At 45.6% G+C, this 21,267-nt stretch carries 20 protein-coding genes and 1 riboswitch; of the genes, 16 read left to right on the top strand and 4 right to left on the bottom strand.

Features of this window, described 5'->3' with window-relative positions; translation table 11 throughout:
* Nucleotides 1-119: 119 nt before the first annotated feature.
* Nucleotides 120-395 carry a hypothetical protein gene (locus ACQCV8_RS10230; RefSeq protein WP_426844518.1) on the bottom strand — a complete coding sequence of 92 codons (276 nt, stop codon included), beginning with the start codon at nt 393-395 and terminating at the stop codon, nt 120-122.
* A 330-nt stretch (nt 396-725) separates the two neighbouring features.
* On the opposite strand from ACQCV8_RS10230, the gene ACQCV8_RS10225 reads away from it, so the two are divergent.
* Nucleotides 726-1,760, top strand: coding sequence for a DUF2332 domain-containing protein (locus ACQCV8_RS10225; protein ID WP_426844517.1), 1,035 nt, complete (start codon nt 726-728; stop codon nt 1,758-1,760).
* 72 nt (nt 1,761-1,832) lie between these two features.
* On the opposite strand, the gene ACQCV8_RS10220 is transcribed toward ACQCV8_RS10225, so the two are convergent.
* Nucleotides 1,833-2,840, bottom strand: coding sequence for an IS1595 family transposase (locus tag ACQCV8_RS10220; RefSeq protein ID WP_426844516.1), 1,008 nt, complete (start codon nt 2,838-2,840; stop codon nt 1,833-1,835).
* Between the two features lie 67 nt (nt 2,841-2,907).
* Complete coding sequence (locus ACQCV8_RS10215) at nt 2,908-3,432, bottom strand: hypothetical protein (protein ID WP_426844515.1); 525 nt, start codon at nt 3,430-3,432, stop codon at nt 2,908-2,910.
* A gap of 160 nt (nt 3,433-3,592) precedes the next feature.
* Nucleotides 3,593-3,698, top strand: a riboswitch (SAM riboswitch).
* A gap of 166 nt (nt 3,699-3,864) precedes the next feature.
* Between ACQCV8_RS10215 and ACQCV8_RS10210 the strand changes: the two genes are divergently transcribed.
* The 8 genes from ACQCV8_RS10210 to ACQCV8_RS10175 all read left to right on the top strand — a co-directional run bounded on the left by ACQCV8_RS10210 (nt 3,865) and on the right by ACQCV8_RS10175 (nt 9,867).
* Entirely contained in the window at nt 3,865-3,978 is a 114-nt protein-coding gene (locus ACQCV8_RS10210) for a YezD family protein (RefSeq protein WP_426844596.1), read from the top strand.
* A gap of 209 nt (nt 3,979-4,187) precedes the next feature.
* Nucleotides 4,188-4,889, top strand: a complete 702-nt coding sequence (locus ACQCV8_RS10205; RefSeq protein ID WP_426844514.1) for a phosphoadenylyl-sulfate reductase — start codon at nt 4,188-4,190, stop codon at nt 4,887-4,889.
* Nucleotides 4,890-4,902: 13 nt separating this feature from the next.
* Nucleotides 4,903-5,964 carry an anion permease gene (locus tag ACQCV8_RS10200; protein ID WP_426844513.1) on the top strand — a complete coding sequence of 354 codons (1,062 nt, stop codon included), beginning with the start codon at nt 4,903-4,905 and terminating at the stop codon, nt 5,962-5,964.
* Nucleotides 5,965-6,004: 40 nt separating this feature from the next.
* Complete coding sequence (gene sat, locus ACQCV8_RS10195) at nt 6,005-7,159, top strand: sulfate adenylyltransferase (RefSeq protein WP_426844512.1); 1,155 nt, start codon at nt 6,005-6,007, stop codon at nt 7,157-7,159.
* Nucleotides 7,156-7,761: an adenylyl-sulfate kinase gene (cysC, locus tag ACQCV8_RS10190; protein WP_426844511.1), complete on the top strand. Its 606-nt coding sequence runs from the start codon at nt 7,156-7,158 to the stop codon at nt 7,759-7,761. The genes sat and cysC overlap by 4 nt, the downstream gene beginning before the upstream one ends.
* A 57-nt stretch (nt 7,762-7,818) precedes the next feature.
* Nucleotides 7,819-8,592 (top strand): uroporphyrinogen-III C-methyltransferase, encoded by a 774-nt coding sequence (cobA, locus tag ACQCV8_RS10185; RefSeq protein WP_426844510.1) that lies wholly within the window; start codon nt 7,819-7,821, stop codon nt 8,590-8,592.
* A 1-nt stretch (nt 8,593) separates the two neighbouring features.
* Nucleotides 8,594-9,352, top strand: coding sequence for a sirohydrochlorin chelatase (locus tag ACQCV8_RS10180; protein ID WP_426844509.1), 759 nt, complete (start codon nt 8,594-8,596; stop codon nt 9,350-9,352).
* Complete coding sequence (locus tag ACQCV8_RS10175; RefSeq protein ID WP_426844508.1) at nt 9,349-9,867, top strand: precorrin-2 dehydrogenase/sirohydrochlorin ferrochelatase family protein; 519 nt, start codon at nt 9,349-9,351, stop codon at nt 9,865-9,867. Before ACQCV8_RS10180 ends, ACQCV8_RS10175 begins: the two co-directional genes overlap by 4 nt.
* Nucleotides 9,868-10,253: 386 nt before the next feature.
* Here the strand turns inward: ACQCV8_RS10175 and ACQCV8_RS10170 are convergent, their stop codons facing one another.
* On the bottom strand, nt 10,254-11,963 hold the full coding sequence (locus ACQCV8_RS10170) for an Rqc2 family fibronectin-binding protein (RefSeq protein ID WP_426844507.1): 1,710 nt from the start codon (nt 11,961-11,963) through the stop codon (nt 10,254-10,256).
* 236 nt (nt 11,964-12,199) lie between these two features.
* Here ACQCV8_RS10170 and ACQCV8_RS10165 point away from each other — a divergent pair, with 236 nt between their 5' ends.
* The 7 genes from ACQCV8_RS10165 (at nt 12,200) to priA (ending at nt 21,182) form a co-directional block, all read left to right on the top strand.
* Nucleotides 12,200-14,872 carry a cation-translocating P-type ATPase gene (locus tag ACQCV8_RS10165; RefSeq protein ID WP_426844595.1) on the top strand — a complete coding sequence of 891 codons (2,673 nt, stop codon included), beginning with the start codon at nt 12,200-12,202 and terminating at the stop codon, nt 14,870-14,872.
* A 266-nt stretch (nt 14,873-15,138) separates the two neighbouring features.
* Nucleotides 15,139-16,056: a YicC/YloC family endoribonuclease gene (locus ACQCV8_RS10160; protein WP_426844506.1), complete on the top strand. Its 918-nt coding sequence runs from the start codon at nt 15,139-15,141 to the stop codon at nt 16,054-16,056.
* Between the two features lie 65 nt (nt 16,057-16,121).
* Complete coding sequence (remA, locus tag ACQCV8_RS10155; protein WP_426844505.1) at nt 16,122-16,385, top strand: extracellular matrix/biofilm regulator RemA; 264 nt, start codon at nt 16,122-16,124, stop codon at nt 16,383-16,385.
* A gap of 15 nt (nt 16,386-16,400) precedes the next feature.
* Nucleotides 16,401-17,018: a guanylate kinase gene (gene gmk, locus ACQCV8_RS10150; RefSeq protein ID WP_426844504.1), complete on the top strand. Its 618-nt coding sequence runs from the start codon at nt 16,401-16,403 to the stop codon at nt 17,016-17,018.
* Nucleotides 17,019-17,022: 4 nt separating this feature from the next.
* Entirely contained in the window at nt 17,023-17,223 is a 201-nt protein-coding gene (rpoZ, locus tag ACQCV8_RS10145; RefSeq protein ID WP_426844503.1) for a DNA-directed RNA polymerase subunit omega, read from the top strand.
* A 336-nt stretch (nt 17,224-17,559) separates the two neighbouring features.
* Nucleotides 17,560-18,774: a bifunctional phosphopantothenoylcysteine decarboxylase/phosphopantothenate--cysteine ligase CoaBC gene (coaBC, locus tag ACQCV8_RS10140; RefSeq protein WP_426844502.1), complete on the top strand. Its 1,215-nt coding sequence runs from the start codon at nt 17,560-17,562 to the stop codon at nt 18,772-18,774.
* Nucleotides 18,771-21,182 (top strand): primosomal protein N', encoded by a 2,412-nt coding sequence (priA, locus tag ACQCV8_RS10135; protein ID WP_426844501.1) that lies wholly within the window; start codon nt 18,771-18,773, stop codon nt 21,180-21,182. Before coaBC ends, priA begins: the two co-directional genes overlap by 4 nt.
* Nucleotides 21,183-21,267: the final 85 nt, after the last annotated feature.

Raw genomic sequence — 21,267 nt, 5'->3', positions numbered from 1 at the left:
CAAGGGGGTTTCTTTGTAAGTAAAACAAACCATATGCAATAGGGGAGAGAGCCTGGAATACGGACTAACTAGATAACCCCTTTTTCCTATATTTAAGGAAAAACCAGAACGCTGCAATATTACAAAAACCAGACAGAAAAGGTTAAAATCAGGCCGATCAGGCCGGCAGCTGTGAAGCTAAGGCGGAACCAGACCGGGATGCGGTGTTCAGGGATTGCTTTTGCGAGGGTGGACCAATACCATAAACCCGCGGCAGCGAATAACCGGAGTCCGCCTTCAGATGTGAACTTCATTTCGTTCAGCTCTGCCCGGCTCGACATCGATGAAAAAGCATAGGCGAATCCTAATGCGGAGAAAATATACCCGATTATAGAGAGGAGCGCTTTCCATGCCATTCTTCTTCAATCCCTTTCTTCAATCAGCATGGTCAGAAAAGATCCTAACCTATTTTCCGTTCTGCCGATAACATACGGAATGTTTGTTTTGAACAGCGGCCCCCCATATACAAACGAATGAAATTCCCCATTCTCACCGCACGGGTCTGCCCGTCCTTCCAGATCTTTTACAAAGGCTCTTTTCGTAAAGATTGTTGCTTATCAATTAAATAAGGAATAATTTACTTTTTATGGTATTATATTATCAAGGGCTTGTTCAGCTAAAACGGAGCTGGTTAACTCAATAATAAGTCTATTTGAGGTATATTACGTTGATCAGGGGGGATTGAAATGGATAAATCACAATTATCTTTGAGATTTACTAATTTCGCTAATATTGAATGTAAAGGTTCTAGTCAATTGTATGAACATTTATCTTTTAAGATTTCTGAAGATGATGAAATACTTGAATTATGTTCCAACTCAAAAGTTGGACAACCAGTACCAAATTTATTGTTTGGATCGATTCATTATTTATTATTAAAGGGGAAAGACCATTCGTTAAAAGAGTATTATCCAAGCCTGACTACACATCCAAGAAAAATTGATGACGAGCTTTTCCTGTATTTTAAAGACTTTTGTAATGTTAATAGAGAAGAAATTATTCCACTTCTAAAAAGTAAATTGGTTCAGACTAATGAGGTTAGGCGTTGTGCATATCTCTATCCACTGTTCTCTATGATATATAAAAAAGTGAAAAAACCTTTATCACTTATTGAAATTGGTACAAGTGCGGGTCTTCAGCTTTTATGGGACAAATATAGTTATTCGTATGGAGATAATGAAATTTACGGAAATAAAAATTCCACCGTTCATATAACTTCTGAAATTAAAGGGTTGAATTCTCCTTCATTTCTTCTTGAAAGTCCCCCTGTTGTATCAAAAGTTGGTATCGATCTACATATAAGTGATCTCAGAGAAGATGAGGATTATCTTTGGTTGAAATCCCTTATTTGGACGGAACACGAGGAAAGGTTGGAGTTATTTGAAGGTGCAGCAAGTTATTTAAAGGAGAATCCAGTAGAGCTCATAGAAGGAGACGGAATAGCCCTGCTAACCGACATTGCGGAAGAACTTCCTAAAGACACAGTAATTTGTATATTCCATACTCACGTTGCAAATCAGATACCAGAAGATTTGAAACACGAACTTTTAGATAAGGTAAGTAAAATTGGTGAGAAGAGAGATGTTTTCCATCTCTATAATAATATTTGGGACAGGAATCTCCACCTTGATTATATTGTTGATGGAGTGGAATACAATCAAACTATCGGTGCTACTGATGGTCACGGAAAATGGTTTGAATGGAATATTGAACAAATATAAGTAACACTCATAATTTCTCGTTGGTTATTCCATTTAATATTAGTGCAGCCGTTCCGTATAGGAATGGCTTTTTTATACTTCACGCAAGAATCTCACTGTTATACTATTTGAGTTTTGACAAGAACTAAGAAGCATTTGATTTATCTGCTCTTTTTCAGCCAACTTCTTACACTGCTGAAGGAAGCTGAACCAATAAAGATAGTTATCCAAATACTTTGTAGCCACTCCTTGGAACCTGTCCATCCATCCTTTTAAACGTTTATGATAGTTATTGACGTTTTGCAGATGGTAGATGCCCTTTTTGACGTACCCCTCTTTGCTTAGGTTTATTGGCTCGTGTTTAAGTGCCTTGATTTGGGCAAATTTCTTGTAGTTAGTGGCTGTATCCGTGCACAATAAAGAAGACGGATCAATATAGCTTCCGATAACCGCGTCTATCTCTTCTGCTTTTACACGACCAGTTCCAGCCTTCTGAGCAATGACTTGACCGCCTCGGTCCTGGGCAACCACAACTGCAATTTTCAGATTACTAATCCCTCTCTTCTTATCTCTTTCGCCTCGTTTCTTTGGCTCCCTATCTAAAGTCTTTCTTCCTTTGAGTGACTCTCTGAAGAAGGTCTCATCACTTTCGACAATCCCTTTTAGCATTTGAAATCCCATTGTACGAAGAGAAAAAAGAACCTTGTGCCGCCAGTAAAAGGCGGTAGATATGTGTATTCTTAACCGTTTTGCGATTTTCGGTAAAGTGTATCCTTCGACCATCATTTGAAAGTATTTAGCCCACTTACCGAGATAACGTGTCCCCGAAATCGGTGTATTGGAGAGGTCATTGAAAGACTTTCCGCAGTCACGACAGAGATACCTTTGTCTACCTCTGTATTTGCCATTTCGTTTTACCTTCACGCTTCCACAATGAACACAACCTAACCCTTCTTTAAAACGTGCTTCTCTAATGGTTGTGTACGCATCTTTCATATCACCTTCTACATTATCGATGAAGTTTTCTTTTAAAAGTTTAAACAGCTTAATTTGATCTTCTTTAGATAAGTCTGAGAATTTGGCATAGATGTCGTTAAACATAGAAAAACCCCCTCCTGAAAGAGTATATTATCACATCTCTCGATAGGGTGGTCAAAATAGCAACAATCTATGCGAAAAGAGCGTTTACAAAAGACTCATCATAGTGCCTTCCGAGAAAATCATAAGGGAGCCTGGCTCCATCTAAGCCAGAAATAACCGCCAAAAACCCATCCGATTGAAATTTTTTGGATAATCTGTCCGGCCGCTCTCCCCATAATGGAAAAATAGCCTTCATCCCATGCCGAGCTGTCAATTCTTCTCTGTATTTTTTTATATCTGCAAGAAAAAGGTCACCATAGGCTGCATGCAGGATTTTCTGATCTCTGCAAGTTTTAAGAAATTCTCCCATGCTTTTATCATATTCCTTATTAGAGGCGGCGGGGGGAATTTCAATGATGTGAAGCGGCAAATCCAGCTCCTCTGCCTGCTTTGCAATCAGACCTTTCGTAACTCCGTGAAAAGGTACTTGACCTGTAATAGAGTCCACTGCCGTAAATAATCCGCAAACTTGAATTTCTTGATTTTCAAGGAGTACTTGAAGCATCATGGCACTGTCTTTGCCGCCGCTCCAGGATACAATGGTTTTTTTCACACGAATCACCTCATATCCATAGTTTATCGTATCGTAAAGTTTTTTTTAACTTAAAAAAACCAGTCAATTCAAGCTTTGATTTAGTTTTGATAAAACCTACCCGAAAACTCGGGTTGACAATCGTTCGAATTGTGCTAAAATTTGAAATCAATACACATCATACTTATCCAGAGCGGTGGAGGGACCTGGCCCTGTGAAGCCCGGCAACCTGCTGAAAAGCAAGGTGCTAAATCCAGCAAAATGGAACCCATTTTGAGAGATAAGGGGAAAAACCTCACTAGTCTTTCTAAAATGGAAGGCTTTTTGCTGTTGATTTTAGGCGGTCCGGCTGCTGTCCGGTTACATGCCGTTTAATCAGCTTGAATGCTGTCAGAGCCTATTTTGTTAAAGGGAGTGCTGTCCGTGGGGGAGCAAGATCAGCTTGATCAAGTAATGGGAAAGCTAAAGGAAATGCTTCAAGCTATGAAATATGGATCGATTACCCTGATCATTCAAGATGGGAAGATCATTCAGCTTGAAAAAAATGAAAAAGTGAGATTGAAATAGAATAGGGATCACGATCGCTGACCAGACAAACTGGAGGCGGGACCTGCGCTGTGGCATAAATGTTTTATTGTGCTTTGGTGCTGTCCCGCTTTTATTTTTTTACAAGAGACCTGCTTGTCCCGGGTGCTTACATGAGTACCCGGCCGGGCCATTGCGGCAGAAGCTGTTGGCTATAAAACCATTGTGTTTAGATTAAGAGAGGTGCAAACATGCTTACTTATGAGAACTGGACCGGCAGCTATCCGGATTTTGAAAATGAAGATCATTTGAAAGAAGCGCTGCACGTGCTGAGCTGGGCATACGGCCATTATGCGGACGAACTGGTGTATGCCTGCAGCTTTGGAATCGAAGGAATCGTCCTGATTGAACTAATATCCAGAATCAAAAAGAATGCAAGAATTGTTTTCCTGGATACAGAGGTACATTTCAAAGAAACGTATGAGCTAATTGACCGGATAAAGGCAAGGTATCCTGATTTAAACATTACGATGAAAAAACCTCCGTTAACGGTTGCGGAGCAGGCAGCAAAGCATGGAGATGAGCTTTGGAAAACCAATCCGAATGAATGCTGCAAAATCAGAAAAGTGCTCCCGCTAAGAGAAGTAATGAGCACCGAAAAAGCGTGGATTTCCGGCTTGAGAAGAGAGCAGTCTCCTTCCAGAAAAGATACAGAGTTTTTAAACAGGGACGGCAAATTTGAGAACATAAAAATATGTCCTCTCATCCATTGGACGTGGAAGGATGTCTGGCGTTTCGCCCATAAGAATGATCTGGATTACAATATGCTTCACGATCAGGGGTACCCGAGCATAGGCTGCAAGCCTTGTACACAGCCTGCTATTGATGTAAGTGACGGCAGGTCAGGACGATGGAATGGCACACAGAAAACCGAATGCGGCCTTCACGGGTGAGGAGTAAATGATAATGGAAGCTGCAGCAATTTTTTTAAGCTTATTTTTCGCCATGAATATCGGTGCGAGCGGAGCGGCTGCATCGATGGGAGTGGCTTATGGAACAGGGGCCATTCCCCGCAGGTTGGCAGCCCTTATTCTTTGCGGAATAGGTGTGATCCTCGGTGCTGTATTGGGCGGCGGAGAAGTAGTGAAGACGATCAGTTCAGGACTAATCCCCAAATCCGTGATTTCCATAGAAATTGTTCTTGTTATTATCGGAGCGGCAGCCATCTCTTTGTTCATGGCGAATTTAATGGGCATCCCGTTATCCACCAGTGAAGTTACGGTCGGAGCAGTAGTCGGGGTGGGGGTAGCCTTCCAGGCCCTTTATGTTCAATCCATCCTTGTTATCATGGCGTTTTGGGTCATTATTCCGGCGGCAGCTTTTTTTATCACCTATGCTGTTTGCAAAATGGCCAAACCGCTTTTCGCAAAGCTTGAGGCAAAGAGGGGGAGCTTGCTGATCTATCTCCTGATTGCGGCAGGATTCTTTGAAGCCTTTTCAGCTGGCATGAATAATGTAGCCAACGCTGTAGGACCGCTGGTCGCTGCTAATCTCATGTCAGTTGGGCAGGGCGTCTGGCTTGGAGGGCTTTTTGTAGCTGCAGGCGCCATCCTTTTAGGAGGAAGAGTACTTGAAACGAACGGGAAAAAAATAACGAATTTATCCAAATCAGAAGGAATCGTTATTTCCACGACCGGCGCTTTACTTGTAGTCATCAGTTCACTTTTTGGACTGCCCGTTCCCTTAACACAGGTTACCTCCACTTCAATCATGGCTTCAGGCGCTGCGAAGAGCGGAGCGCTTGTTTTTCAAAAAGGGATCGTGAAAAAAATTGTAAAAGTATGGCTTGTTTCTCCGCTCGTCAGTTTGGCCATCTCTTACGTACTCGTCAAACTTTTTATAAAATCAGACTTTTACTCCACGTTTTCTGCGATTGCAGTCATGACAGCTACCCTTGGGGTTCTGTCTCTCATGAGGGCTATTAAAAAAGAAAAAAGTTCCGTGCATGAACAAGGCGGGGGAATCTAACGATAAAACCCACTTTTTTAATATGAATAGGAGGATTATAATGAGCTTAACACCGCATGGAGGAACCTTAATTCAGCGAACAGAAATTGGAAAAGATATAGGATTCATCAAAAAAACGATAGAAATAGATGCGATGGCATTGAGCGATCTGGAGCTTCTGGCTAATGGAGGTTTTAGTCCGCTTACAGGATTCATGCCAGAAGAGGAGTATTTGAGTGTAGTAGATAAAACGAGACTTACAAATGGAACGGTGTGGTCGATCCCGATCACTCTGCCTGTTTCTGCCCAAGCAGCGAAGACATTATCAGCTGGAGATCAGGCAAAGCTTAGCTTTGAAGATACCGTTTACGGATTGATAGAGGTCAGCGGGATTTATAAACCGGATAAAGAAAAGGAAGCAGTGAATGTATTCCGGACATCTGACCGGAATCATCCCGGGGTCAAAAAGCTTTTTTCAAGAGGGGATTTTTATGTCAGCGGTGAAATTATCATGACAAAACGAACAAATCCTCCTTTTCCGGACCACTATTATGATCCAATCGAAACACGCTCCGCTTTTGCGTCCAAAGGCTGGAAAACGATTGTAGGATTTCAGACGCGCAATCCTGTTCACAGGGCGCATGAGTATATTCAAAAAACTGCACTTGAAACCGTTGACGGCCTGTTTTTAAATCCGCTTGTAGGGGAAACAAAGTCCGATGATATTTCAGCGGAAATCCGTATGAAAAGCTATGGGGTTCTGCTAAGCGAATATTATCCGAAAGAACGGGTTTTTCTTGGAGTGTTTCCTGCGGCAATGAGGTATGCAGGGCCCAGAGAGGCCATTTTCCATGCCATTGTCCGCAAAAATTACGGCTGCACACACTTTATTGTAGGCAGAGATCATGCGGGGGTCGGTGACTATTACGGCACATACGACGCCCAGCATATATTTGATGAGTTCGCGCCCGAAGAGATCGGAATTACTCCTCTCCGTTTTGAACATAGCTTTTATTGCAATAAATGCGAGGGGATGGCTACGACAAAATCATGCCCTCATAACGCAGAGCACAGAGTCATCCTCTCCGGCACAAAGGTAAGGGAAATGCTCCGCAATGGCGAAGTGCCTCCAAGCACCTTCAGCAGACCTGAGGTCATTAAAGTGCTGATCGAAGGGTTAAAAGAGAAGAAACCGGAAACGGAGGAAGTGCAATGAGCCAGTCAAAAAATGTTACGTGGCACGAGCACTCCATAACAAAACAGGAGCGGAGAGAGAAAAACGGGCATCATAGCTTCGTTATCTGGTTTACCGGACTTTCTGGATCAGGGAAATCCACAATAGCCAATGAACTGGCCCGCATGCTCCATAAAAGCGGGGTTCAGGTTTACGTTCTTGATGGCGACAATGTTCGTCAAGGGCTTAACGGGGACCTTGGCTTTTCAGATGAAGACCGCCGTGAAAACATCCGAAGAATCGGAGAGGTATCCAAGCTTTTTACAGATGCGGGCAGTGTTGTCATTACAGCTTTCATTTCTCCCTTCAAAGAGGACCGAAGTCATGTACGCAAGATAATGGAGCCGGATGAATTCATCGAAGTATTTGCAGAGTGTTCCCTTGAGCAATGTGAAGCAAGAGATCCGAAAGGACTATACAAGAAAGCAAGAAAAGGGGAGATTAAAGGTTTTACAGGGATTGATTCTCCCTACGAAAAACCGGATCATCCTGAAATCACTTTGCAGAGCGGGAAGTATAATCCTGCGGAATGTGCTGAACAGGTTATCAGCTTTCTCAAGGACAAAAAATTCATTCAAGATTAAGCTGACGGATTACCTGCAGTCACATGTGCGGTATAATGGAATTAAGGAGGGATGCGTATGTCTAAGGTGTATCTCGTAGGAGCAGGACCGGGAGATCCGGACCTCATCACGGTGAAAGGCTTGAGATGCATTCAGAAAGCAGATACAATCCTTTATGACCGGCTAGTTAACAAAGAATTGCTGGAGCACGCAAAGGAAGGCGCTGACCTTATTTATTGCGGCAAGCTACCCGATTACCATACGATGAAACAGGAAACGATTAACCGTTTCCTGATTAAATTTGCTAAAAAAGGCTATACCGTCACCAGGCTGAAAGGCGGCGACCCTTTCGTCTTCGGCCGGGGCGGGGAAGAGGCTGAGGCCTTGGCTATGAATGGAATAGATTTTGAAATCGTTCCCGGAGTCACATCCGGCATAGCGGCCGCCGCATATGCCGGGATTCCTGTTACTCATCGGGAAGTGAGCGGCAGTGTCGCATTTGTTGCCGGTCATTATAAAAATGAGGCAGAGGACAAAGAGCGCTGGAAAGGTCTTGTTAATGGTGTGGACACATTAGCGGTGTATATGGGAGTAAGCCAGCTCCCCTACATACAGGAACAGCTGCTGTATCATGGAAAATCCCCTGCTACACCTGCGGCCGTCATTCACTGGGGAACTACCGATGTTCAGAAAACCGTGACGGGAACACTCGAGAATATAAATAAGGCTGTTGATCAGCACGGCATTACCAATCCAAGCATGATCATAATCGGTGACGTGGTCCGATATAGGGATCAGCTGAAATGGTTCGGCAAAGACAAATTCCAGAACGCTGTAAGCGAGGCGCTGTAATATGAAACAAGCTGTACTGTATATATGCCATGGCAGCCGGGTAGAGAAAGCAAGGGCAGAAGCTGTATCATTCATCTCCAAATGCATGGAATCCGTTGATGCCCCCATTCAGGAAATCTGTTTTTTAGAGCTGTCAGAGCCTGATATTCTGTCAGGCTTTGAAGCCTGCATCAAAAAAGGAGCGGAAAGCATAGCTGCGGTTCCTGTGCTCCTGCTGACTGCCGCTCATGCAAAGCTTGATATTCCTGAAGAGCTGGAAAAGGCTGGAGCCTTATATCCTGAAATACCGGTTACATATGGGAAACCGATCGGCGTTCAGGGAGATATGGCGGAGGCAGTTCTGGAGCAGCTGCGTCCGCTCCCTAAAGATGAGGATGTTCGGGTACTTCTCACCGGAAGAGGAAGCTCGGATCCTGACGTTAAAAGAGATTTGGGCATAATCGCAAAGGGGATTGCTGAAAGGGCAGAAGGTGTGAACATAAGCCCGTGCTATTTAACGGCTGCAGAACCGTCTTTCTCAGATATGCTCTCAAGAATTGATGATTTTCCGGAAAAGAACATTTACATTGTTCCGTACTTGCTATTTACCGGACTGTTAATGAAAGGAATCGAGAAAGAAGCGAGTCAGCTTACAACCCGTAAAAACATGACGGTTTGTTCATATGTTGGGTTCTCCATGTATGCGGAAAAAGCATTTTTAAGAAGGGTTAATGAGACACTGTCGGCTCTTTCTGAAAAACCGGAAGCGGAGGCAAAATGATTCCTTTCATGATTGACTTAACAGACAAACCGGTTTTGATTGCCGGAGGCGGAGCAGTAGCCGTGAGAAGATTAAAGCTTTTTTTGCGGGAGAATGCGCGCATCACGGTAATCAGCCCGGAAGCAGACGGAGAAATTCAGGAGCTTCATGCAAAAGGATTGCTTGAATGGAAGCAGCGTCCTTTTGCTCTTGATGATCTAACCGGTTATCTTCTCGTGGTGGCTGCCACAGATGACAGGGAAGTCAACAAAAGCATCGCTGTGAATGCGAACCCTTTGCAGCTTGTAAACATTGCAGATGAGGCGATGGAAGGCAATACTCAGGTTCCGAGCCACGCTTCCAAAGGAAGGCTGACGCTTGCTGTGCATACCGGGGGTGCGAGCCCTGCCAGAGCCAGAGAAATCTGTATTGCTCTCTTGAATGAAATTGAGGAAGGCACAATTGATGAACTGGACACATTATATGAGGAACGTCGGGAAAAAAAACGGAGCAAGCGAAAATACGAAGACCTGTAACGGGTCTTTTTTCTTGTTGAAATAATCACAGGTAACGGGAAGAGCTGCTTAAGAAGGATGTGCCAGGAAGAGCTGAGACCCAGGAGGCTGCCAGCCGCATGAAGAAGTGCAGGCAAGGGAAGCCGATCCTCTGCAGTCTATAAACCACTAAAAGCAATCAATCTTCTGTCCGCATGAAAAAGACCAGTCCGCTCGTTACGGCAGTTTGCTCGCCAATACAAGACACGCAGGTTTCATAATCTTATGTATGGTGAACTTCGCAGGTCTATTGCTTGCTGTTTATCTCATCGGGAACTAGTGTGCTTCCTTCCTTTTTCATTTATTCCCCCTTTACGAGCGCAATTCCGCAAAAAGGAGCATGGCTCAGCCTATGCTCCTTTTTGCTTTCATTCTTTCAGCTTTTTGACCAAATCCGGATCCGGCGTAACAAATACCGTCTGCTGGCGGTCATATATAACAAAACCCGGCTTTGAACCGTTTGGCTTTTTGACATGCCGCACGAGTGTGTAATCTACAGGAACGGAACCCGAACTTCTTGCCTTGCTGAAGTAGGCGGCGATGTTCGCTGCTTCCCGGATTGTAGCATCCTCCGGGTTCCTGGATTTAATGACCACATGTGAGCCGGGGATGTCTTTTGTGTGAAGCCATGTGTCATCCCGGGCAGCCACCCGGCTGGTCAAATATTCATTTTGCTTGTTGTTTTTCCCGACCAGTATGACTGTCCCGCTCGTGGATCGGTACTGTTCGAGTACAGGATTAACAGCCTTCGGTTTTTTCCCCTTTCGATCGGGCTTTTTCTTCATATACCCCTCATCCTGGAGCTCTTCCCGGATTTCTGCCAAATCTTTTGGAGAGGCGGTCTCAATCTGCTGAAGCAGATTATCGAGATATTCAATCTCTTGTTCAGCGAGTTTCACCTGTTCGTGGATGTGAGAGACTGATTTTTTTGCCTTTTGATACTTGTTGAAGTAGCTTTGCGCATTCTCAGATGGCGTTTTTTGAGGGTTCAGGGCTATCTTGACTGAACTGCCAGTTTCATCATAATAATTGATCACCTCAGCGCTCTTATCGCCGCGCTGGATCGAATACATATTGGCAGTGAGCAGTTCTCCGTATAGCTGGAATTTTTCTGCATCCTCAGCATCAAGTAATGATTTTTGCAGCTTTTTAATTTTTGACTTATTTTTTTTCAACTCATTTTGCAGAAATCGTTCAAGATCGTTTCCCTGCTGCTTTACCCGGTCCCGGTCGGCTTTTCCGAAATAGTACCGGTCAAGAAGCTCACTTAATGATCCGTATACTTTTCGATCCCCGCTCATGTGCGTAAGGTCAATTAAATAAAAGGCCTCCTTATCTTCGCCTGTTATCATAACAGGCTTCCAATTTCCTTTTTCAAGGGTATCCATCGTTTCTGTAAACGCCTTTGGGAGGGTTATCCTGTTAACCATTCCGGACCGTTTCGTTATTTCTTTAGCAAGAAGGGGGGAAACGCCGGCAAAATGCTGGACAAGCTGCCGATCGAGATTGCCCGCAAAAAAATCAAGTTTTTTAACAACGTCCTCTTCCGTTATCCCGAATGGAGCCATCTTATTCTGTGAAGGGGGAAAGATGTATTCATGCCCCGGAAGCACAGTCCTGTAGCTGTTTACGGCAGGAGGCAGATGCTTAATGCTGTCAATGATCGTCCTTTGCCCAGAATCAACTAGAATCATATTGCTGTGGCGCCCCATTATTTCAACAATCAGTTCCTTATAAGTCATGTCACCAAGTTCATTTCTGCCTTTGACATGGAAAATGATAATCCGTTCCATATCCTTTTGTTCGATCCGTTCAATGACGCTGCCCTCGAGATGCTTTCGCAAAAGCATACAGAACATTGGCGGCGTACTCGGATTGTCATATGTCTCCTTGGTCAAATGCATCCGGGCATAGCTGGGATGCGCTGATATAAGCAATTTATAATTTGCCCCGCCGGAACGAATCTGCAGGACCAGCTCATTTTTATAAGGCTGATAAATTTTAGAGATTCGCCCGCTCTCAAGCTTTCCTTGAAGCTCTTTTGTTATTGCATATGTGAAAATTCCATCAAATGACATGTCCTTCACCCGCTCTGTTTTTCAAAATTTAGTGGAAAAAGCTCTAATATTCTATTCTCTCACAATTATAGCGCGAAGGGCCAGGAACTTTCACTAAAAACACCCGATTTGTCTGGTATTGAAAGGACTGGGCAAGCTGTCATGCTAATTAGTCATGAACCCGTGCTTGTCTGAATAGGATGGAGGTAGAGCAGAGCTTGACCAACATTTCAGAGCAAGGGGTGGATAGGCTGATCATGAAATGGCATGAGATGGAGATTCAAGATGTGGCGGAGTCCGTCAGCACAGACCGGGAATCGGGGCTCTCCGGCAATGAGGTTGAAGCCCGTTATGCTAAGTTTGGCTACAATGAGCTGCAGGAGGCGGAAAAAACTTCGGCGCTTTTGTTGTTTTTAGGGCAATTCAAGGATTTTATGGTGCTCGTTCTTCTTGGAGCAACGGTTATTTCCGCTTTCCTAGGCGAGTACATTGATGCTGTCGCAATCGTAGCTATAGTGCTTATGAACGGAATTTTGGGTTTTTTTCAAGAAAGAAGAGCAGAAAAATCATTAGAGGCTCTAAAGCAGCTATCAGCCCCACAGGTCAGCTGCCTAAGAGAGGGAGACTGGGTGAGGATCCCTTCACGGGAAGTTGTTCCGGGAGATATTATAAAATTCACGGCCGGTGACAGGATCGGGGCGGACCTTCGGCTGCTCTCCGTTAAAAGCCTGGAAATTGAGGAGTCGGCTCTAACAGGAGAATCGATTCCTGTGCAAAAATCCAGTGAAGCGCTAAAGCTAAAAGATCCAGGACTAGGCGATCTCTCAAACATGGCGTTCATGGGAACTCTTGTTACCCGGGGGAGCGGGATAGGCCTCACAGTTGGAACCGGCATGAAAACAGCGATGGGACAGATTGCGGATCTCCTGCAGTCTGCTGAATCGATGGACACCCCCCTGCAAAAGCGCCTCGAGCAGCTTGGGAAGATCCTCATTGTCACGGCGCTATTCTTAACAGCCCTTGTAGTGGGAGCAGGGGTCCTTCAAGGCCACAGTCTTTATGCGATGTTTCTGGCGGGTGTATCGCTTGCGGTGGCTGCCATTCCGGAGGGGCTTCCTGCCATTGTTACCGTCGCCTTATCCCTTGGCGTTCAAAGAATGATTAAGCAAAAATCGATTGTCCGCAAGCTGCCGGCAGTAGAAACGCTTGGCTGTGCATCCGTCATCTGCTCAGACAAAACCGGAACCATGACGCAAAATAAAATGACTGTAACCGATATATGGTCCGGAGGAAAACATTGGAAGGTGTCCGGAACCGGATTTGAGACTAGCGGGGCATTTACTTTTAAAGACCGGACAATCAGCCCGAAAGAGGAAAAGGCACTCCATCAAATATTAACGTTTGGGATGCTCTGCAATACGGCTGAATTAAAGGATGAGGAGAACGAAAGCCGGATTGACGGTGACCCGACGGAAGGCGCCATGCTGATCGCGGGGATGAAAGCGGGACTCACACGGCCATCCTTAAGGAATTCCTTTAAGATTATTGAGGAATTTCCGTTCGATTCTGCAAGGAAGATGATGAGTGTCATTGCAGAGGACTCGGCCGGAAACAGATTTGTCGTCACGAAGGGAGCACCGGATGTTTTACTTGGCCTTTCCGGACAGGTTTTATGGGAAGACCGGCAGGAGTATATGTCCACTAAATACGCGCAGCGCATAAAAGAATCGATTGAAAGCATGGCATCTAAGGCGCTTCGGACGATCGCTGTTGCTTATAAACCCGTCAATCCGGGCCGGGAATTGAATCAGGAGGAAGCCGAGAAGGATTTGGTCTTTGTCGGACTTCAGGGAATGATTGATCCCCCAAGGCCTGAAGTGAAGCAGGCCATCAAAGAATGCAGGGCAGCCGGCATCAAAACGGTCATGATTACCGGAGATCACGTGATTACAGCACGTGCTATAGCCAACCAGCTGGATCTCCTGCCGCCGGGGGGCAAAGTGATGGAAGGTTCAGCCCTTAACAAGCTTTCTGAAGAGGAGCTTGAGAAGACGGCGGAAAACGTCTACGTGTTTGCAAGAGTGTCTCCTGAGCATAAGCTGAAAATAGTCAAAGCGCTGCAAAACAGGGGTCACATTGTTGCCATGACAGGTGACGGCGTAAACGATGCGCCTGCCATTAAAGCAGCGGATATCGGCATATCCATGGGAATTACGGGAACGGATGTAGCTAAGGAAGCGTCCTCGCTCATTCTGGCAGATGACAATTTTGCCACAATCAAATCGGCTATTCGCGAAGGACGCAATATTTATGAAAACATTCGAAAGTTTATCCGTTATCTTCTCGCTTCCAATGTAGGGGAAATTCTCGTGATGCTCTTTGCCATGCTCCTTGCATTGCCCCTGCCGCTGGTTCCAATTCAAATTTTATGGGTAAATCTTGTGACGGACGGACTTCCGGCCATGGCTCTCGGCCTTGATCAGCCAGAAGGAAATTTGATGAGCCGGAAACCCCGTCATCCGAAAGAGGGTGTTTTTTCAAGAGGGCTTGGCTGGAAAGTGCTATCTCGAGGGTTCTTAATAGGAGCAGCGACCCTGGCTGCCTTTATGTTTATCTATTACAAAGATCCTGAGAACCTCGCTTATGCCCAGACAATTGCTTTTGCCACCCTTGTGATGGCCCAGCTTATCCATGTTTTTGATTGCAGGAGCGAGAAATCAATCTTTGACCGCAATCCTTTTGAGAATCTTTATCTGCTCGGTGCCGTGGCTTCTTCCATTCTGCTCATGCTGGCCGTAATCTACTATCCTCCCTTGCAGCCGATTTTCAAGACGGTCGCGATTGAACCAAGAGACTGGATTCTGGTTATGGGAATGGCCGCACTTCCGACATTTTTGCTGGCAGGTTCACTTTTAACAAGAAAATCCTGAGCTGGTATGGTATAATTCACAAGGTAATAGCGAGTCTATTACCTTTTTGTTTTTCATCTTTTGCTAGAGCGGATTATTGACGGATTAGCAACGGATGATTGAAGCGGTCTCCGGGCATGTAAACGGATAGCTGGAGCGGCGGATATCAGCATCATTGTTTAATAAAGCCTTATTTTATTGGCTTAGCAGGAACAGAATGTGCAAGAGAACCAGCCTTTGAGAAAATCTGCACAAAACGGCTTCTTCTCAAGTGCCAGGAATAAGGAATGAATCAAACCAACTCCCGCACACTGGAAGTGATGAAGATGATTGCCAGCATGACAGGGTTTGGAAGGGCAGTACGCGAAAAAGATGGAAGAAGGATCACTGTCGAAATGAAGTCCGTTAACCATCGTTTCTGCGAGATTAGTATAAAAATGCCTAGACAACTTATGTCCGTTGAGGATAAAATCAAAAAAGTAATCTCGGCCCGCATTCGGAGAGGCCGGTTAGAAGCATACATAACGATAGACGGAGAACCGATCACCAAGCAAACCGTCAAAGCGAACTGGAATCTATTGGATCAGCTGGCCGGTGCAGCGGAACAGATGAAGCTGAGATACGGGCTTGCAGATCAGCTGACTATTGATAGTCTTCTGCGGATGGAACATGCTTATGATGTTCAGGAAGAGGATTCAGACGATCAAGCCGGATTGCTGGAAGCGGTATTGCTGGCTGCAGAAGACGCAGTCGGTGCGCTATTTCAAATGAGGCTTGCGGAAGGAAACCATTTATTGCAGGATATTCAGAAACGGCTTGAGGAAGTACAGGCCGCAGCCGATGAAATTGGGGAATTGGCGCCGGGAGTACAGAGAGTGTACAGGGAAAAGCTTGCGGCCAGACTGAAGGAGATGCTTCAAGCGGATGCAGATGAATCGAGAATCCTGACGGAAGCTGCTCTTTTTGCTGAAAAAGCGGATATTACCGAAGAAGTGACCCGGATTTACGGGCATATAATGCAATTCAGAGAAGCGCTTTCTTCAAAGGATTCGATAGGGCGGAAGCTTGATTTTATCGTTCAGGAGCTTAACAGGGAAGCGAATACGATCGGGGCTAAATCAAGTGACGGCAGGATTTCCGCAAAAGCGGTGGAGTTAAAAAGCATGATTGAAAAAATTAAGGAACAGGTTCAGAACGTGGAGTAGTCGCCTGTTTAGACCGCGGTTTTTCAGGCTAAACTAGAGCTGGTATCCTATAGGGGGAGCAAACGTTGAACATTAAACTTATTAATATCGGTTTTGGGAATATTGTATCAGCCAATAGAATCATCTCAATTGTTAGTCCTGAATCCGCGCCGATCAAACGGATTATCCAAGACGCCAGAGACCGCGGCATGCTGATTGATGCGACTTATGGACGCCGGACGAGAGCCGTAGTCGTTATGGACAGCGATCACATTATTCTCTCGGCAGTCCAGCCTGAAACAGTCGCCCACAGGCTTTCAAATAAAGAAGATTTACCAGATGAAGGGTAGGAGTTGTAAGAAGCTATGAAAGAAAGAGGACTGCTCATTGTCCTTTCTGGTCCCTCGGGAGTTGGCAAAGGCACAGTTAGAAAAGAGATCTTTTCACAGGATGATACAAAATTCCATTATTCCATTTCCGTCACGACACGAAAGCCTAGAAACGGTGAGGTGGACGGCATTGATTATTTCTTTAAATCCCGCGGGGAATTTGAAGATATGATTAAAAACGAAAAGCTGCTGGAATGGGCGGAGTTCGTTGGCAATTATTATGGAACGCCGGTGGATTATGTAGAGAAAACGCTAAGCGAAGGAAAAGATGTATTTTTGGAAATAGAGGTTCAGGGGGCCCTGCAGGTCAGAAAAGCGTTCCCTGAAGGTCTGTTCATATTCCTGATGCCCCCTTCCCTAAGCGAGCTCAAAAACCGGATCGTAACACGCGGAACGGAGTCTGACGAAATCATTGAAAACCGCCTTCTGGCTGCCAAGGAAGAAATCCTGCTGATGGATGCTTATGATTATGTCGTTGAAAATGACCAGGTTAATCTTGCATGTGACCGCATTAAAGCAATTGTCACAGCTGAGCATTGCCGCAGGGAGCGGGTTGCCCCGCGTTACAAAAAGAAAATTTCGGAGGTAGAATAATACGATGCTAAACCCTTCTATAGACTCGCTTATGAACAAATTGGATTCTAAGTACACACTTGTTACGGTAGCTTCAAAGCGTGCAAGAGAAATGCAGATCTACAAGGACCAGCAGATTCAAAAGCCGGTTTCCCATAAATACGTAGGAAAAGCACTGGAAGAGATTGATGCAGGACTGCTTTTTTACGACAAAGAAGAAAATTGATTTTTCATGCTGGCTAAAGCTGACTCCGCAAGCGGGGACTTTTACGAAGCCATGTTAGCAAAGGCTGTTCCGGGCTTCCCCGTCAAACCGGGGCGGCCTCTTTTTAATGGTCAGAAAAAACGGGTCCCTCATGCTCTGAAACAGGGGGGACCTCGTCCAATGCAGGGGCTTAAGAGGACGCAGGCCCAGGCAGGTTGCCACTTGTTATGACAAAGCGGAGTTTCCTTTCGGGCATCAGCACGTTTGTCCCCAGCAGATTTTTAGCCTTCTGCTTTGGGATTGGGCGAAAACTTGGTAAGATAGAAGAAGAATTTATGAAGATTGCGGGGGTTTGCAATGGGAGACAGAAAAAGAATTCTACTTGGAGTAAGCGGCGGCATTGCGGTATATAAGGCAGCCGCCCTAACAAGCAAACTGACTCAGGCAGGCTTTGAGGTTAAAGTCATTATGACGGCTTCTGCCTGTGAATTTGTATCGCCGCTCACCTTTCAGGCACTTTCAAGGAACGATGTCTATACAGATACATTTGATGAAAAAGACTCCAGAGTTATCGCTCATATAGATCTGGCTGATTGGGCGGATCTCGTCATGGTTGCACCTGCGACTGCCAATGTGATCGGGAAGATTGCCAATGGTCTGGCTGATGATATGCTGACCACTGTCCTTCTGGCCGCCACTGCCCCTGTCTGGATTGCACCCGCAATGAATGTACACATGTATGAGCATCCGGCTGTAAAGCGAAACATACAAACCCTTTATGAGGATGGATACCGCTTCGTAGAGCCAAGCGAAGGCTATTTGGCTTGCGGCTATGTAGGACGGGGCAGGCTTGAAGAGCCAGATAAAATCACAAACCTGGTTAAGAGTCATTTTCAACCCGCTGAATCCGGACCTTTATCTGGAAAGAAATTGCTTGTCACAGCAGGTCCGACAGTCGAACCGATTGATCCGGTGCGCTTTTTTTCAAATCGCTCTTCAGGTAAAATGGGCTTTGCCATTGCTGAAAAAGCAGCGGAGTTCGGCGCGGAAGTCACCCTCGTATCCGGTCCATCCAGCCTTGAAGACCCGGCTGGCGTAACGGTGATACGAGTTCAGACAGCTGAGGAGATGCTGCATGAGGTCACCGGGCGCTTCGCTAGTCAGGATGCAGTGATAAAATCAGCGGCGGTGGCTGATTACCGTCCGGCCCACCCTCAAAATCATAAAATGAAAAAACAGGATGGGATGCTTTCCATTCAAATGGAGCGGACCCCTGATATTTTAAAAGCTCTGGGAGAAACAAAAAAGCATCAATTATTAATCGGCTTTGCTGCCGAAACAGATCATGTCCATGAGTATGCGATGCAAAAGCTAAAAAGGAAAAATCTTGATCTGATTATATCAAATAACGTAAATCAGGATGGGGCAGGCTTTGCCGCCGATACGAATGTCGCAGCCATTCACCGTAAGGACGGAACCGTTACAGAATTGCCTCTTATGTCCAAGAAAAAAGTAGCGGAAGCCATTCTTCTGGAGGCAGCCGGAATGCTAGCCGGCAAGCAGACGGAATGAAAATTGCCCGTATTATTGTAGATGTGCCTGCTATGCAGACAGACAGACCGTTTGATTATCTTGTTCCTGAAAAATGGCAAAGTGTAATTGTACCCGGGCTAAGGGTAATTGTTCCCTTCGGACCGAGGAAGGTTCAGGGGTTCGTGACAGAAGTCGCTGCCGCCTCAGATGTCAGCAAGCTGAAAAGCGTTGCAGGCCTGTTTGATTTAACCCCGGCTCTTACAGGAGAGCTTTTGGAGCTTGGGAAATGGCTGACGGAGAAGACGCTGTGTTTTCAAATATCCGCATTTCAAGTGATGCTTCCGGCTGCAATGAAAGCAAAATATGAGAAAAAGATCTGCCTCACCGGATCTTCGGAAGAGCTTGCTCCAGACCTGCGGCCGCTTTTCCATAAGCAGGCTGAGATGGACTGGAAAGAAGCTGAAGCCCATGGTTTATTCGCTTCCCTTCAAAAAGAAATAAAAAATGGAACACTTGAAGTGGTCTATCAGGTTACCCAAAAAGGAAAACAAAAAAAGGTAAGACAGCTCACGATCGCCGAAGATGCTGAATTCATTAAAAGGACAGCTGATGCCATGCCTGCCCAGGCCGCTAAGCAAAAGGCGATTCTAGAGTATTTTATCAAATCAGAAAAGACGGCTGCAGGAGCGTTCGAACTGAAAGAGAAAGCGGATGCCTCCGATGCATCGGTCAAAGCTCTGGTGAAAAAAGGAATCCTGATCGAGACTTGGGAAGAAATTTACCGCGATCCATTTGAAAACAGAACTTTTCAGCCGACCGAGAATATGCCATTGACAGACGAACAGCAAAAAGCTATTGCTCCAGTGCTGGAATCGATTGATTCTCACCGCCACGACGTATTTATGATGTACGGAGTGACGGGAAGCGGAAAAACAGAAGTGTATTTACAAGCAATCGACCGCGTAATAAAAGAGGGCAGGGAGGCCATAGTACTTGTACCCGAAATTTCGCTGACTCCTCAGATGGTGGATCGATTTAAAGGACGTTTCGGTTCAAAAGTAGCTGTATTGCACAGCGGATTGTCCACAGGGGAAAAGTATGATGAATGGAGGAAGATCCAGCGCAAGGAAGTGCAGCTGGCGGTAGGGGCGCGTTCTGCCATCTTCGCACCTTTTGAAAATATTGGAATCATCGTTATCGACGAAGAGCATGAATCAAGCTATAAGCAGGAAGAAAATCCGAGGTATCATGCCCGGGATGTGGCGATTCGGAGAGCAGAAACCTATCACTGCCCCGTCGTTCTCGGCAGTGCAACACCTTCGCTCGAATCCTTCGCAAGAGCAAGCAAGGGCGTTTATCACCTCCTGCCTCTCAGAGAAAGGGTAAACCGGCGGGAGATGCCCGAAGTGAGCGTCGTTGATATGCGGGAAGAGCTTCGGTCCGGCAACCGTTCAATGTTTTCTGCGTCCCTTTTGGAACAGCTGCGCCTGAGACTTGAGAAGAAGGAGCAGTCCGTCCTCTTTTTAAATAGAAGGGGATTCTCATCCTTCGTTATGTGCCGCGACTGCGGGTACGTCATTCAATGCCCGAATTGTGATATATCTTTGACCTATCACCGGCAAGGCCATAAGCTGAAATGCCATTATTGTGCGCACGAAACGCCTATGCCTGCTGATTGTCCGGAATGCAGCAGCGAACATATCCGCTTTTTCGGGACAGGGACCCAAAAGGTAGAGGAAGAGCTGGCAAAAGTTCTCCCTGAGGCACGCGTAATCCGCATGGATGTCGACACGACCTCCAAAAAAGGCGCCCACGCGCGTCTGCTTGGACAATTTGGAGAAGGAAAAGCTGATATTCTTCTGGGCACTCAAATGATTGCGAAAGGTCTTGATTTTCCAAATGTCACGCTGGTTGGTGTGCTTGCAGCCGACACCATGCTCCATCTCCCTGACTTCAGGGCAGCAGAAAAAACGTTTCAGCTCCTGACTCAGGTTAGCGGGAGGGCCGGACGGCATGAACTGACCGGTGAGGTGGTCATCCAGTCTTATACGCCAGAACATTACAGCATCCAGCTCGCTAAAAACCATTATTTCGACGGGTTTTATGAAAGGGAAATGACCGAGAGAAAGCAGCATGCTTATCCTCCGTTTTTTTTCCTTGCAGTTGTGAATGTTTCCCATCCGGATTTGCTGAAAACAGCTGATGTTATGGAGAGTATTGCACAATTTCTCAAGCAAAATCTTGACCGGGACACAAAAGTGCTCGGGCCTGTTGCTTCTCCAATCCCCAGGATCAAAAATAGATATCGCTATCAATGCATGTTAAAATACAAACGGGATGAAAAATTGATTCCGGTCCTGAGGAAAATCATGGATCGCTATCAGCAGGAAATGGCGAGAGACGATTTGGCCATCTCCATTGATTTAAATCCCTCAACACTCATGTAACGCATTTATCTATAGATAAATCGTGCGAAAAGAGCCGGTGTTTCAGGTTTACTTGTGAAGCGGACGAAAAACAGCCAGAAACAGC

The sequence above is a fragment of the Metabacillus sp. 84 genome (genome assembly GCF_050107715.1).
Classification (GTDB): domain Bacteria; phylum Bacillota; class Bacilli; order Bacillales; family Bacillaceae; genus Metabacillus_B.
Note: the sequence above shows the minus strand (reverse complement) of the source record. Positions and strands in the feature narration are given on the sequence as shown.